The sequence below is a fragment of the Pseudomonas sp. FFUP_PS_473 genome (assembly GCF_002858665.1).
Taxonomy (GTDB): domain Bacteria; phylum Pseudomonadota; class Gammaproteobacteria; order Pseudomonadales; family Pseudomonadaceae; genus Aquipseudomonas; species Aquipseudomonas defluvii.
Genome location: NZ_PJQQ01000012.1, coordinates 1 through 12,274, shown reverse-complemented (window position 1 = coordinate 12,274; position 12,274 = coordinate 1). Strand labels below are relative to the sequence as shown.

The 12,274-nt window shown below is 59.9% G+C and carries 13 protein-coding genes and 2 tRNA genes; 9 read left to right on the top strand and 6 right to left on the bottom strand.

The features are described from left to right. The first annotated feature begins 5 nt into the window (after positions 1 to 5). Both CYD26_RS10215 and CYD26_RS10210 read left to right on the top strand, forming a co-directional pair. Positions 6 to 1,088: a DUF1615 domain-containing protein gene (locus CYD26_RS10215; RefSeq protein WP_099774095.1), complete on the top strand. Its 1,083-nt coding sequence runs from the start codon at positions 6 to 8 to the stop codon at positions 1,086 to 1,088. 104 nt (positions 1,089 to 1,192) lie between these two features. After that, the gene (locus CYD26_RS10210) at positions 1,193 to 1,639 is read left to right on the top strand and encodes a hypothetical protein (RefSeq protein ID WP_099774096.1); all 447 of its coding nucleotides are present in this window, start codon (positions 1,193 to 1,195) and stop codon (positions 1,637 to 1,639) included. A 51-nt stretch (positions 1,640 to 1,690) separates the two neighbouring features. On the opposite strand, the gene pbpG is transcribed toward CYD26_RS10210, so the two are convergent. Beyond that, positions 1,691 to 2,614, bottom strand: a complete 924-nt coding sequence (gene pbpG / locus CYD26_RS10205) for a D-alanyl-D-alanine endopeptidase (protein ID WP_099774097.1) — start codon at positions 2,612 to 2,614, stop codon at positions 1,691 to 1,693. A gap of 329 nt (positions 2,615 to 2,943) precedes the next feature. Between pbpG and CYD26_RS10200 the strand changes: the two genes are divergently transcribed. After that, positions 2,944 to 3,789: a shikimate 5-dehydrogenase gene (locus CYD26_RS10200; RefSeq protein ID WP_371917212.1), complete on the top strand. Its 846-nt coding sequence runs from the start codon at positions 2,944 to 2,946 to the stop codon at positions 3,787 to 3,789. 52 nt (positions 3,790 to 3,841) lie between these two features. On the opposite strand, the gene CYD26_RS10195 is transcribed toward CYD26_RS10200, so the two are convergent. Together CYD26_RS10195 and sstT are read right to left on the bottom strand one after the other, a co-directional pair. Further along, on the bottom strand, positions 3,842 to 4,486 hold the full coding sequence (locus CYD26_RS10195; protein WP_102052533.1) for a YceH family protein: 645 nt from the start codon (positions 4,484 to 4,486) through the stop codon (positions 3,842 to 3,844). A gap of 95 nt (positions 4,487 to 4,581) precedes the next feature. Next, the gene (gene sstT, locus CYD26_RS10190; RefSeq protein WP_102052532.1) at positions 4,582 to 5,799 is read right to left on the bottom strand and encodes a serine/threonine transporter SstT; all 1,218 of its coding nucleotides are present in this window, start codon (positions 5,797 to 5,799) and stop codon (positions 4,582 to 4,584) included. 213 nt (positions 5,800 to 6,012) lie between these two features. Between sstT and CYD26_RS10185 the strand changes: the two genes are divergently transcribed. Further along, positions 6,013 to 7,167, top strand: coding sequence for an MFS transporter (locus tag CYD26_RS10185; RefSeq protein WP_102052531.1), 1,155 nt, complete (start codon positions 6,013 to 6,015; stop codon positions 7,165 to 7,167). Here the strand turns inward: CYD26_RS10185 and nhaR are convergent. Further along, complete coding sequence (nhaR, locus tag CYD26_RS10180) at positions 7,103 to 8,053, bottom strand: transcriptional activator NhaR (protein WP_099774100.1); 951 nt, start codon at positions 8,051 to 8,053, stop codon at positions 7,103 to 7,105. The two genes, CYD26_RS10185 and nhaR, sit on opposite strands and share 65 nt — an antisense overlap. A gap of 132 nt (positions 8,054 to 8,185) precedes the next feature. Between nhaR and CYD26_RS10175 the strand changes: the two genes are divergently transcribed. Next, complete coding sequence (locus CYD26_RS10175) at positions 8,186 to 8,428, top strand: hypothetical protein (protein ID WP_065761917.1); 243 nt, start codon at positions 8,186 to 8,188, stop codon at positions 8,426 to 8,428. A gap of 31 nt (positions 8,429 to 8,459) precedes the next feature. Further along, positions 8,460 to 9,209 (top strand): TerC family protein, encoded by a 750-nt coding sequence (locus CYD26_RS10170; RefSeq protein WP_102052530.1) that lies wholly within the window; start codon positions 8,460 to 8,462, stop codon positions 9,207 to 9,209. Between the two features lie 71 nt (positions 9,210 to 9,280). Here the strand turns inward: CYD26_RS10170 and CYD26_RS25235 are convergent, their stop codons facing one another. Next, on the bottom strand, positions 9,281 to 9,454 hold the full coding sequence (locus tag CYD26_RS25235) for a hypothetical protein (protein WP_176717495.1): 174 nt from the start codon (positions 9,452 to 9,454) through the stop codon (positions 9,281 to 9,283). 208 nt (positions 9,455 to 9,662) lie between these two features. Here CYD26_RS25235 and CYD26_RS10165 point away from each other — a divergent pair, with 208 nt between their 5' ends. Next, positions 9,663 to 10,334: a hypothetical protein gene (locus tag CYD26_RS10165; RefSeq protein ID WP_102052529.1), complete on the top strand. Its 672-nt coding sequence runs from the start codon at positions 9,663 to 9,665 to the stop codon at positions 10,332 to 10,334. A gap of 18 nt (positions 10,335 to 10,352) precedes the next feature. Here the strand turns inward: CYD26_RS10165 and CYD26_RS10160 are convergent, their stop codons facing one another. Further along, a complete protein-coding gene (locus CYD26_RS10160) occupies positions 10,353 to 11,636 on the bottom strand; it encodes an FAD-binding oxidoreductase (protein ID WP_065761993.1) in 1,284 nt (427 codons plus the stop codon). Positions 11,637 to 11,823: 187 nt separating this feature from the next. Between CYD26_RS10160 and CYD26_RS10155 the strand changes: the two genes are divergently transcribed. Next, positions 11,824 to 11,900, top strand: a tRNA-Val gene (locus tag CYD26_RS10155). Between the two features lie 165 nt (positions 11,901 to 12,065). After that, positions 12,066 to 12,142 (top strand) — tRNA-Val (locus CYD26_RS10150). Positions 12,143 to 12,274: the final 132 nt, after the last annotated feature.

The window sequence follows — 12,274 nt, the reverse complement described above, 5'->3', positions numbered from 1 at the left end:
GGTCCATGACTTCACTTCGATTGCTGTTGTGCCTTGCTGTGTTGCTCGTGCTGGCCGGTTGCGCCTCACCGCGCACCACCCAGCCTGCCAGCCCTGCCGAGTTGCGGGCTCAGATCGCTCGCCTGTTGCCGGCCAACCTCGCCGATCGCCAGGGTTGGGCGAAGGATATTCAAGTTGCCTTTACCCACCAGGGCATTGCCGCAACCCGCGACAACCTGTGTGCTGCGCTGGCGGTCACTGAACAGGAATCCACCTTCCAGGCCGACCCCAGCGTGCCAGGTCTGGGGCGCATCGCCCGTGAAGAAATCGACCGTCGTGCCGCCAGGCTGCATGTCCCGCAGTTTCTGGTCAATGCGGCGCTCAATACCCGTTCACCGAGTGGCAAGAGCTACAGCGAGCGCCTGGAAACGGTGCGCAGCGAGCGGCAGTTGAGTGCAATCTTCGATGACCTGATCAGCACCGTGCCCATGGGGCGCACACTGCTTGGCGGTCTCAATCCGGTGCGCACCGGCGGGCCGATGCAGGTGAGCATCGCCTTTGCCGAACGCCATGCCAAGGGTTACCCCTACACGTACACCGGCACGATCCGACAGGAAGTGTTCAGTCGCCGTGGTGGGCTGTATTTCGGGATTGCTCATTTGCTCGCTTATCCGGCGAACTATGATCGGCAACTGTACCGTTTCGCTGATTTCAATGCCGGTTGGTACGCCAGCCGCAATGCGGCGTTTCAGCATGCCGTCAGCCGGGCATCAGGTGTCAGTCTGGCGCTTGATGGCGACCTGATCGCCCCGGGTGCGATTCTGCCGGGAGCGACAGAGCGGGCCGTGAGGCAGTTGGGTGATGCGCTGGACATGCGCAACCCAGCGATCCGCAGTCAGTTGGAGGAAGGCGACAGCCTGGCATTTGAAAGTACTCGTCTTTATCGACGCGTGTATGCCCTTGCCGAGCAGCACGAGGGCAAGCCACTACCCCGTGCGCTGTTGCCGGGGATTGTGCTGGAAAGCCCGAAGATTACCCGCACGCTGACCACCGCCTGGTTTGCCAATCGGGTCGAGGCGCGTTACCAGCGTTGCATGCAGCGTGGTTAGGGGATCGCTGCCAGTGTTAGTGGGGGTAAAGCAGGGCGGGTTAAAGGTTTGACCCGTGCGGTCGATAAGCGGGCTAACGCAAATACCATCAGGACGATAAGCACATGGTCGGAATCAATACGCTGGCGGCCGGCATCAGCATCAACGGCAGCCCAAGTGCAACCAATGTCAACGGCGTCAGTATCAATGGCGCGGCGCCTGCCGAGGCGACAGCTACAAGCGGCGTCAAGGCCGACCTTTCCCAGGTGCGGGAGAATGGCGAGGCCAAGGCCAGTGGTGCCAGCACAAGCGACAGTGAGCCAGCACACATCAAGCAGTTGCGTGAGCAGATAGAGCGGCTACAAAAGCAGTTGGCCGAACAGCAGAAGCAATTGCAGAAAGCGATGGCCAGTAAGCAGGAGGAGACAGCCAAGGCGGCTGCGGTGATGGCCGCCCAAAGCGCCGTTTCAAGCACCATGGCCGCTATTCAGGTCGCGACCAGTGCCTTGCTCGAAGCCCTGACCACCAGCGGAGGCAGCAGTTCGGGTTCGCTGGTCAGTACCAGCGCCTGATACTGGCCTTGGGGCCTGCCATGTACAACACCAGGCAGGCCCTGTAACCCTTCAGTCGGCGACTGGCCGGTTCTGGGTCCGCTCTGACTTGTAGCGCATCGCCACGGCTGGCGCTGCGCTTGCCTTGCCGGTTTCCATCCACTGGCGCAGGCGGCTGGCGTCGGCAAAGTGGGTGTATTTGCCAAAGGCGTCGAGAATGACCATGGCCACTTGCCGGTCAGCCATGCGCGTCAGCAGCACCAGGCAATGCCCCGCCTCATTGGTGAAGCCGGTCTTGGTCAGCTTGATGTCCCAATCACTCTTGTTGACCAAGTGGTCGGTGTTACGAAAGCCCAAGGTGTATTTGGGTTTGCGGAACGCCACGGTCTTCTCGCGTGTGGTGCTCAACTCGCTCAGCATCGGGTAGTTGCGCGCGGCCAGCAGCAGCTTGCTCAGGTCGCGTGCGGTCGACACGTTGTACATCGACAACCCGGTCGGTTCGACATACCGCGTGTGGGTCATGCCCAGTGCGCGGGCTTTGCTGTTCATGGCCTTGATGAACGCATCGTAGCCGCCGGGGTAGTGGTGCGCCAAGGTTGCCGCCGCGCGGTTTTCCGAGGACATCAGGGTAATGAGCAGCATCTCTCGACGGTTCAGCTCACTGCCGAGTTTGACCCTGGAAAAGACGCCCTTCATTTCCTTGGTCTGCGCAATCGTGACGGGGATCACCTCGTCCATGCGCTGCTTGGCGTCGAGGACTACCATCGCGGTCATCAACTTGGTGACCGATGCGATCGGTCGCACGACGTCGGCCTTGTTGGCGTACAGCACCTGGTTGGTCTGCACGTCGATCAACAGAGCACTGCCGGATGCCAGGCGCAGCTTGGAAGGGTCACGTTGAACTTGCGCGGGTGGTTGGGCAACAGCATTCGACGAGACTGCGGCGGTACCTGTGAGCAATAGCAGCAGACTTAAAATCGAAAGAGAGGTTTTCACGTTGGCGCTCACTAAATGTTGGTATGTCGTTGGCTGTGCAAAGGTTTTCGGTAAAAAACCGTTACATTTTAGGAGTATGGCTCAGGGGCTGTCGATTGCCCCGGAATCATTAGGCCAAAAATGAAACAAATTTAACCTTGTCCCATGCGTGTACCTATCAGCCGCGTCTCCAGCTTCCCGACTTCCGACCAACCTGCTGATGAGCTGAGTCAGCGTGCGTAGGTAGAGCGTAGTACGGGGGCAGGCGATCTGAATGGTTTGGCGACATGAGGCACGTTGCCTGTTCACGCTTGGCATACTGTGCCTTCAGCGCATTTCAGGAGATCCGCATGACCCCCAGTAAAGACACCGTCTTGTGCATGTCTCTGGCAGGCCGTCCTGGCACCTTTGGCGTACGTTTTCACAACCACCTGTATCAGCAGTTGGGGCTGGATTATTACTACAAGGCCATGACCACCACCGATCTGCCCGCAGCCATCGGCGGGATCCGTGCCCTGGGCATTCGCGGTTGCGGTGTGTCGATGCCCTACAAGGAGGCCTGTATTGCCTTGATCGACGAGCTGGACCCATCGGCTGCGGCCATTGACTCAGTCAACACCCTGGTCAATACGGCTGGGCACCTGAAAGGCTACAACACCGACTATCTGGCAGTACGCCAACTGCTGGCGCGCCATCGTCTGGACCCGGACATGAGCTTTGCCTTGCGTGGCAGTGGGGGCATGGCCAAAGCTGTGGCCTGCGCGTTGCGTGATGCCGGCTTCGTCAATGGCACCCTGGTCGCGCGCAACGAAGCAGCGGGGCGGCGACTGGCGCAGGTGTGCGGGTATGGCTGGCAAGCAGAGCTTGGTAACCTGCGTGCACAGTTGCTGGTCAATGTGACGCCGATTGGCATGGCCGGTGGCGATGAGGCGGATCAGTTGGCGTTCGCGCCCGAGGCGATAGCGGCTGCACAGTGGGTGTTCGATGTGGTGGCGATGCCGGAGCAGACACCGTTGATCGTGCAGGCACAGGCGCTGGGCAAGCCGGTGATCACTGGTCTGGACGTGATTGCGCTGCAAGCACTGGAACAGTTCGTGCTGTACACCGGGGTAAGGCCAACGGACGAGCAGGTCGCCGCGGCAGTGGCGTACGCACGAATGCCATCGCCAGTGTTGGCGGCGCCTGCAGCGTTGTAGGCGTATTGTCGGGAGCCTGCCGTTGTCGGCCCGGCCACCCAGGCCGTGTGTGTTACTCCAGCTGCGCCAGGCGCTCTTCCAGCGCGGCGATACGGGCTTCCAGCGCTTCGATACGTTCCAGCGACACCGCGCTGGCGGTCGAGCGTTCCGGCCCTTGCTGCCGTGCTGCGAGGATGGCTTCGATGTCTTCCGGATCGCCGAATGCATGGGTGTACCGGTCTTCCCGCTGGCCGGCCTGGCGCGGCAGGTGCAGCGCAAAACCGCGTGCAATCAGGCGTTCAAGTTGATGCACGACCTGCTCGGCATCGTCAAAGTCGTGCATGCGGTTGCTGCGGGTCAGCAGCTCGTTGACGGTCTGCGGGCCGCGCAGAAACATCAGGCCAAGCAACGTCACTTGTGCCGGAACCAGCTCCAGGGCCTTGTCGATACGGTGTTCCCAGCGGTCGGCGCGGCTGCCCATCTGCAGGCGGGTCATGCCTTGGCTTTCCAGGGCGCGCAGGCTCTGGCCGACTTGGCCTTGACTCAGGTTCATCACCGGCTCACGGCTGGTTTTCTGGTTGCAGGCCAGCACCAGGGCGTTGAGGGTCAGTGGGTAGGTTTCGGGGTTGGTGGCCTGTTTCTCGATCAGCGAGCCGAGAATACGGACTTCGGTGCTGGTGAAGCGGGCAGGGGAAGCGGTTTCGTGTTCGGCGGACATGGCCCTGTCTCTATTCGAGGAAAGGCTCTAGCCTAGGTGCGGTTGACGGTAAAACACAAGCAGCCGGTGCCCGGGCACCGGCTGCAGGGGCATGGTCAGGCGCGAGCGGCTTGACGCTCTTTGGCCTGGCAGGCTGCGGCGGTGAAGAGTACGTCGGTGGAGGAGTTCAGCGCAGTTTCTGCCGAATCCTGCAGTACCCCGATGATGAAACCAACTGCCACCACTTGCATGGCGATTTCGCTGGGGATGCCGAACAGGCTGCAGGCCAGCGGGATCAGCAGCAGCGAGCCGCCAGCCACGCCGGAGGCGCCGCAGGCGCACACCGCTGCCACCACGCTGAGCAGTACGGCGGTCGGCAGGTCTACGGTGATGCCCAAGGTATTTACCGCTGCCAGGGTCAGGACGGTAATGGTGATGGCGGCACCGGCCATGTTGATGGTTGCACCCAGAGGGATCGATACCGAGTAGGTGTCTTCATGCAGGCCGAGCTTGTTGCTCAACGCCAGGTTGACCGGGATGTTGGCGGCCGAGCTACGGGTGAAGAAGGCGGTGATGCCGCTTTCACGCAGGCACATGAACACCAGTGGGAACGGGTTGCGACGGATTTTCCAGAACACGATCAGCGGGTTGACCACCAGCGCGACAAACAGCATGCAGCCGATCAGGACGGTCAGCAGGTGCAGGTAGCCGATCAGGGCATCAAGGCCGGACTCTGCCAGGGTCGAGGCGACCAGGCCAAAGATACCCAGTGGCGCAAAACGAATGACGACTCGTACGATCACGGTCACGCCGTTGGACAGGTCTTCCAGCACGGTTCGGGTCGTCTGGCCAGCATGGCGGATGGCAATGCCAAGGCCGATGGCCCACGCCAGGATACCGATGAAGTTGGCGTTCATCAGGGCTTTGACCGGGTTGTCTACGGCGCTCAGCACCAGGCTCTGCAGGACCTCACCAATGCCACCCGGAGCACTCAGCGAGGCCTCGGAGGTACTCAGCGCCAGGTGGGAAGGGAAGGCCATGCTGGCAACTACCGCCACCACCGCAGCCGCAAAGGTGCCCAGCAGGTACAGCACCAGAATTGGACGGATATGGGTTTCCTGACCATGGCGATGGTTGGCGATAGACGCCATGACCAGAATGAACACCAGAATGGGGGCGACAGCCTTCAGCGCGGAGACGAAGACCTTGCCAATAAAGGACAGGTTTGCTGCGGTTTCGGGTGAGATCAACGCGAGGGCGATACCAGCAATCAGGCCAACCAGGATCTGTAGCACCAGGCTGGTTCTATTCAACAGGTTTAGAACGGGGGTCATGGCAGGTGTTTCTCTGTCTTGTTCAAGGGTTTCGGCAGTGCCGAAACGTGGCGCATTGACGGCGTCTGGATGGCAGGGCCGCGAAAAAGGGCGCGACTTTAGCACAGTGTGCAGGCGAGGGTCGCTGCACGGTGTCGGAGCGTGGTGCGGGCGTGTAGTATGCCCGCCCTTTTGGCGCGGCTGCGGCCGCGTGCTTTCTGCGTTGGAGTGTGGATGTTATTGCCTATCCTGTTGCTGGCTGCGGCCGGCTTCACTGTATTGACCACGGAATTCATTATCGTCGGGCTGCTGCCGGGCATTGCGCGTGACCTGCAGGTCAGCGTCTCCCAGGCGGGGCTGCTGGTGACCTTGTTCGCATTCACCGTGGCCTGTTGCGGGCCGTTTCTCACCGCGTGGTGCGCGCGCTTCGATCGAAAACGACTGTTTATCGGAATTTTGCTGGTGTTTGCGGCCTCCAATGCGCTGGCGGCGGTGGCTTCGAACATTTATGTAATGGGCCTGGCTCGGTTGATCCCGGCGCTCGGGTTGCCGGTGTTCTGGGCATTGGCCAGTGAAACGGCGGTGGACATCGTCGGCCCGGCTTACGCTGGACGCGCCATTGCCAAGATCAGCTTTGGTGTGGTGTGTGCGACGGTGTTTGGCATCCCGGTCGGCACCTTGATTGGCGACGCCCTGGGATGGCGGGCGGCTTTTGCGGTGCTGGCCGTGCTGGCGCTGGCCAAGGCGTTGTTGTTGTACGGCTACCTGCCACGCACCCCGCGTCAGACGCCAGCCTCGTCACTGCTCGGGCAATTTGGCATCTTGCGCAGCCGTTTGTTGCAGGGGCATGTGCTGTTGTCGGTGCTGGTGTTCAGCGGCATGTTCACGGCGTATACCTACCTGGCCGATATGCTTGAGCGCTTGGCCGGCTTCGATGGCAGCAGGGTGGGTTGGTACCTGATGGGGTTTGGTGCGGTCGGTTTGGTCGGCAACAGTCTGGGCGGTCGTGCCGTGGACCGTCATCCTCTGCTGGCGTCCAGTGGCTTCTGCGCCGTGATGGTCATAGGCTTGGTGGCGGTGGTGCCGAGCATGCAGTCCACGGTGGGCCTGATGTTGGCGTTGGCCATTTGGGGGGCGACCCAGGCCGCGCTGTTTCTGGTTTCCCACGTGCGCCTGATCAAGGCCGCCCCCAAGGCGCCGGCGTTTGCGGCTTCTCTCAATATTGCCGGGGCCAATCTTGGCATCGGCCTGGGGGCGATCATTGGCGGTTGGGTCATTGATACCCTGGGCTTGGCCCGCCTGGGATTGTCTGCCGCTGTGTTGATCACGTCGTCGGTGATCCTGGGGCTGTGGTTGATGAGCGCGCGGTTCCGGCCAGAGGCCAGTTGAACAGCTCGCGTCGGGCGCCTTCGGTGATGGCAAGTATGCCGGGGTGTTTGACCTTGCGTTCCACCGAGATGGCATAGAACGACTCGATCACGGCATCCGTCTGGCCGATCAGCTCGACGCCGTACTGTCGACAGACCTCGTCGGCGATGACGCTGGGGGCGATGAATATTCCGCTGCCTGACTGCCCGAAGGCTTGCATCAAGGCGCTGTCATCGAAGTCACCGATGATCCGTGGTTGCACATTCTGTTCGGCAAACCAGCGCAGCAAGCGGCTGCGTACCACGGTTTCCTGCCCGGGTATCAGCAGTGGCGCATGTTGTAGCCCTTGAGGAAAGTTGGCCCCGTAGCGCGCGGCCAACGTGGCGGTGGCAAAGAAGCTGATGCCGCATTCTCCCAGCTTCTGGCTGTAGCCTTTGATGTCCAGGTGGCTGGGCATTGGGCTGTCGGAGATGACCAGGTCCAGGCGCTGAATCGCCAGGTCGGCAAGCAGGCGCTCCAGCTTGTCTTCGCGGCAACTGATGCGCAGTGGGTCGCTCATTTCCATGGTGGGGGCAATCAGCCGGTAAACGATGGACTTTGGCACCACATCCGCGACGCCAACCCGAAACAGGATCTGCTTTTCTTCTGGCTGTGTACGCAGCAGGGCCTCAAGTTCGCCGCCGATCTGAAACATGGGCTCGGCATAGCTCAGGGCCTGGCGACCGGTTTCGGTCAGTTCCAGTTGACGGCCTACGCGGCGAAACAGCTCTACCCCATAGGTTTGTTCCAGCAGGCTGATCTGTCCGCTGATGGTTTGCGGGGTCAGGTTCAGTTGCTCGCAGGCGCGCACAATGCTGCCGGTTTTGGCCACGACCCAGAAGTAGTGCAGCTGCCTGTAGTTGAGCATGAGGGCTCTCACTTCGTAAAAACCGAAGTATAACCCTTAAAAAAACGAATTTTCCTGATGTATCTCGGTCTTTAGAATGCATTGCTATCTAAAGCGCCGGCTTCAGGGCTGGCCGTTACAAGAGGAAAAAACATGCTTCACTTCAAATCGATTGGTACGCCGTTGGTGCTGGTGCTGGCGTTGTTTGCCATCAGCGGCTGTGAACAGGCAGAAAAGTCCGCCCAGCAGGTGCTCAATCAGGCCGCACAGTCGGCCAAGGAAGCCATCGACAAGACCAATGAAGCGGCTCAACAAGCCTTGAGCGAAGCCACAGGTTCGCAGGCAGAGAAGAAGCCTTCTGACACCGAGCGCGATGACAGCACTCAAGACATCTGATTCAACCAATCCCCCCGTTCAGGACTGATTCATGGAATACCTGTTAGAACTTGCTGCAAGCCCTACCGCCTGGGTCGCCCTGGCCACCTTGGTGGCCATGGAGATTGTCCTGGGTATCGATAACCTGATCTTCATTTCCATCCTGACCAACAAACTGCCTGAACAGTACCGCTCCAAGGCGCGGCGCGTGGGTATCAGCATGGCGCTGGTGATGCGTCTGGCGCTGCTCAGTACCGTTGCCTGGATCGTCCAGTTGACTGAACCGGTGGTTGACGTGTTTGGCCAGAGTTTCTCCTGGAAAGACATGATTCTGATCGCGGGTGGCCTGTTCCTGTTGTGGAAAGCAACCACTGAAATTCACCACAGTGTTGATCCCGTGGCACAGGAAGACGCCAAGGCCTCGTCGACCATTACCCTTGGCTTTGCTGCTGCGATTGGCCAGATCCTGTTGCTGGATATCGTCTTCTCGATCGACAGCATCATCACTGCTGTGGGCATGACCGAGCACTTGCCGATCATGATCATCGCCGTTATCAGTGCCGTGGTGGTGATGATGGTAGCCGCTGATCCACTGGCGCGCTTCATCAACGACAACCCGACCGTCGTGATGCTGGCCCTGGGCTTCCTGATCATGATCGGTATGACCCTGATCGCTGAAGGCTTCGGTGTCCACGTGCCAAAAGGTTACGTTTACGCGGCCATGGCGTTCTCGACGGCGATCGAAGTGCTTAACATTCTGTCGCGACGTGCTCGCATGAAGCGTGAAGAAATCTCGGCCTGATTACTGATTCAGGCGTGACGGCCGGCGCCGGGGTAACCCGGGCCGGCCGTTGTCGTTTCTGTGGGGCTGAGTCAGTGTGCGTGGGCGTGTCGGCGCTGGCGATGAGGCACGCCTGCCGTCATATCCCGGGGTTGCAGGTGAGGGTGATGGTGGCGACGCGTGATGCGCAGTACGCCCCAGAGCATTGCGGCCGCGACGCTCAGCCAAGCGCCGATCAACATGAAAATCGCCAGTGTCAGGCTCATGTGTGCCTCCTTTAAGCCGAGCAGGCTCTTGCGCCTGCCTCATGCAACAGTCTAGCTGTTGTTACATGGCAAGCCATTGACCTATGGTCTAGCACCTTGGTCTGCTTTGTTCTAAGCCGTAGGCGGGCTATACCGCGAAGCGCTGCCGGCCTATGATCGCAGCCGAGGCCGGGCGCTGCCTGCCGGGCACCAGAACAAGCGAGAGTCCATGCCTGTATTTCCCATCGCATCCCGTCGTCTGTTTGCGGCTGTGGCCGTAACCCTGAGCCTGGCCGGTTGTGCCAGCCCATTCTCGTCTCAGCTCAATGGCATGGCGCAGCGGGTTGAGTTGAGCGGTGTGCCATATTTCCGTGGCAATGCGAACCAGAGTGCCTCAATGGCCTTGGCGGCGATATTGTCTCAACAGGGTGTGCGGATCACGCCAGGTCTGCTTGATGGCCCCCTGCATTTGCCGCAAGACGTCGACAAGCTACCGGAGTCAATGCCGGCTGTAGCGCGTGAGTACGGGATGATGGTTTACCCACTGGACCGTCAGTTGCCGGCGCTGCTAACGCAGGTTGCTGCAGGTAATCCGGTATTGCTGCGTTACAGTGAGGGGACAGCGCTGTGGGGCGAGCCGCGGTATGCCTTGCTGGTCGGTTACGACCGCTACAAGGAACGCGTGTTGCTGCGCTCGGGCAATAATCGGCGCTTGCTGATGGGCTTCGACAGCTTCAATGCTGCCTGGCAGAAGGAGGGGGCCTGGGCTGTGCTGGTACAGCAACCTGGGCAGTTGCCGGCGCAGGTAGACCGGCAGCGCTGGCTCAAGGCAGCCAATGATCTGGCCCAGGCAGGCCAGGAACAGGCTGCCCGCCAAGCCGTCAAGGCCATTGGCCCGTGACGGCTTGAGCGGTAGGCGTTAAACGCCGAGGCGGTCGCGCAGGCTGTAGTACCAGGCACCGATGGCGCTGAACGGTACACGCAGCAATTGCCCGCCTGGGAACGGATAGTGCGGCAGCTCGGCAAACGCATCAAAGCGTTCTGCCTGGCCGCGCAGCGCTTCGGCCAGCACCTTGCCTGCCAGATGGGTGTAGGTCACACCGTGACCACTGCAGCCCTGCGAATAGTAGATGTTGTCGCCAAGACGGCCGACCTGAGGCAGGCGCGACAGGGTCAGCAGGAAGTTGCCGGTCCAGGCGTAGTCGATCTTCACGTCCTTGAGCTGCGGGAAAGCCTTGAGCATTTTCGGGCGAATGATCGCTTCGATATTGGCCGGGTCGCGTGCGCCATACACCACGCCACCGCCGAAGATCAGGCGCTTGTCAGAGGTCAGGCGGTAGTAGTCGAGCAGGTAGTTGCAGTCTTCAACGCAGTAGTCCTGTGGCAGCAGCGAATGTGCCAGGTCGGCATCCAGAGGCTCGGTGGTGATCACCTGGGTGCCGCATGGCATCGATTTTGCGGCCAGCTCCGGCACCAGGTTACCCAGGTAGGCATTGCCGGCGACAATCACGAACTTGGTGCGGACTTTACCCTGAGGGGTGTGTACCACGGGGTTGGCACCGCGTTCGATGCGCACGGCAGGCGACTGTTCATAGATCTTGCCGCCGAGGGATTCAACCGCGGCAGCTTCGCCCAGCGCCAGGTTCAGCGGATGGATGTGCCCGCCGCTCATGTCGAGCATGCCGCCGATGTAGCTGTCGCAACCGACGACTTCACGGATGCGGCGCTGGTCCATCAGTTCCAGCTGATTATGGCCAAAACGTTCCCACAGGCGTTTCTGTGATTCCAGGTGGCCCATTTGCTTGGAGGTCAGGGCGGCGAAAACGCCACCGTCTTTCAGATCGCACTGAATGTTGTATTTGGCGACGCGCTCACGAATGATCCGGCCGCCTTCAAACGCCATCTGCCCTAGCAGTTGTGCCTGTTTGGGGCCGACAGTGCGTTCAATGACGTCGATGTCGCGGCTGTAGCTGTTGACGATTTGCCCGCCGTTGCGACCAGAGGCACCGTAGCCGACTTTTGCAGCTTCCAGGACAGCAACCTTGAAACCGTTTTCAAGCAGGAACAGTGCGCTGGACAGACCGGTGTAGCCGGCGCCGATCACGCAGACATCGACATCAATTTCTTCCTGCAAAGCTGGGCGCTGCGGAACAGGATTGGCCGATGCGGCGTAGTAGGACTGAGGGTAGGGGGTGTGCGCCATGGGGGTGGACCTCTGTTTTATATTTTTTACGTATGAGCTGATCCTATCAACAATAATTAACACCCGCTAGCGGGGTGTTTAAAATTCTGAAAACGACCAACCCACAAATATTTTTAATATTCAGTGAGTTAGCGCGAAAAAAAGAGTTGACACCATTCGTCAATTCCGTAGAATGCCGCCTCACAGCAGGCACATAGCTCAGTTGGTTAGAGCACCACCTTGACATGGTGGGGGTCGTTGGTTCGAGTCCAATTGTGCCTACCAAATCAGACCGCTCCTGTTGGCGGCAGCAAAAAAGGCGATCCGAAAGGGTCGCCTTTTTTGTTTGGGGCGATTTTTTGCGTGTTCAGGGCATGCAGCAAAAGTTTGATTTATTTGCATATTTCTATTTACGGGTTGTAAAAACCTGAGTAGAATGCGCACCACAGCAGGCACATAGCTCAGTTGGTTAGAGCACCACCTTGACATGGTGGGGGTCGTTGGTTCGAGTCCAATTGTGCCTACCAAATTAAATCCACTCTAGGGTGGTGGCGAAAAGGGCGATCCGAAAGGGTCGCCCTTTTTGTTGTGCGCCAGGCATGGCGCGTTGCGCGTTAGCGCAACCCGTTTGGCTGTGGTGGCTGAATGGGTGACTTGGA